This window comes from Nguyenibacter vanlangensis (assembly GCF_013376155.1).
Classification (GTDB): Bacteria; Pseudomonadota; Alphaproteobacteria; order Acetobacterales; family Acetobacteraceae; genus Gluconacetobacter; species Gluconacetobacter vanlangensis.
In genome coordinates this window covers 1-1,397 of the sequence record NZ_JABXXP010000712.1, presented here as the reverse complement: position 1 = coordinate 1,397, position 1,397 = coordinate 1, and the positions used below count along the sequence as shown (strand labels likewise).

The window sequence follows — 1,397 nt, the reverse complement described above, 5'->3', positions numbered from 1 at the left end:
CGGGGCCTTGCCCGCCCCGACGCCGCGCGCCGCTTCGCCGACCTGATCGAAGCCCGGATCGCGGAACGCTTGCACCGGACGCCCCGCCCCGCCTATCCGACAGCCGCCAAGACGGAGACCCCAGAATGAGAGCCCTGCCCCTTTCCATCGGCACCATCCATTTCGTCGGGATCGGCGGCATCGGCATGTCCGGAATCGCCGAGGTGCTGCATCTGCTGGGCTACGCCGTCCAGGGGTCGGACATCGCGGAGAACGCCAACGTCCTGCGCCTGCGCGCCGCCGGGATCAAGGTCGCGATCGGCCATGACGCCGCCAATCTCGGCGCGGCCCAGGTCGTGGTCACCTCGACGGCGGTCAAGCGCGACAATCCCGAGGTCCTGGCCGCCCGCGCGCGCCTGATCCCGGTGGTCCGCCGCGCGGAAATGCTGGCCGAGCTGATGCGCCTGCGCTGGTCGGTGGCCGTCGGCGGCACCCACGGCAAGACCACCACCACCAGCCTGATCGCCGCGGTGCTCGAAGCCGCCCGCCTCGACCCCACGGTGATCAATGGCGGCATCATCGAGGCCTACGGCACCAACACCCGCATGGGCTCGGGCGACTGGATGGTGGTCGAGGCCGACGAATCCGACGGCTCCTTCCTGCGCCTCCCCTCGGTGATCACCGTCGTCACCAACATGGACCCCGAGCATCTCGACCATTGGGGCACGGCCGAGGCGATGCAGGCCGCCTACGACCAGTTCGTCGCCAACATCCCCTTCTACGGCTTCGCCGTGCTGTGCATCGACCACCCGGCGGTGCAGCAGATGATCCCCCGCCTGTCCGACCACCGCATCATCACCTACGGCTTCTCGCCGCAGGCCGACATCCGGGCGGAAAAGATCATCACCGACAAGCTCGGCGCGACGTTCGAGGTCGTGGTGACCAACCGCAACCGCAACCGCACCCGCCGCGCCGGCCCGTTCCGCCTGCCCATGCTCGGCCATCACAACGTGCAGAACGCCCTGGCCGCGATCGCCGTCGGGGTCGAGATGGAAATCGACGACGCCACCATCCGCTCGGCCTTCGCCGGCTTCCGCGGCGTCAAGCGCCGCTTCACCCGCACCGGCGAAACCGGCGGCGTCACCGTGATCGACGATTACGGCCATCACCCGGTCGAAATCGCCGCCGTGCTCAAGGCCGCGCGCCAGGCCGGGGCGCGCGACGTCATCGCCGTGGTCCAGCCCCACCGCTATTCGCGGCTGCAGACCCTGTTCGGCGAGTTCTGCACCTGCATGAACGATGCCGGCACCGTCATCGTGGCCGACGTCTACGCCGCCGGCGAAACCCCGATCGACGGCATCAGCCGCGACGCCCTGGTCGAGGGCCTGCGCGAACGCGGCCACCGCTCGGTGGTCCCG

At 69.9% G+C, this 1,397-nt stretch carries 1 protein-coding gene; it reads left to right on the top strand.

Annotated elements, in window-relative coordinates; genetic code table 11:
* Window positions 1-125 precede the first annotated feature (125 nt).
* On the top strand, window positions 126-1,397 hold a 1,272-nt coding region (gene murC, locus HUK84_RS18310), incomplete at its 3' end, for a UDP-N-acetylmuramate--L-alanine ligase (protein ID WP_176641511.1).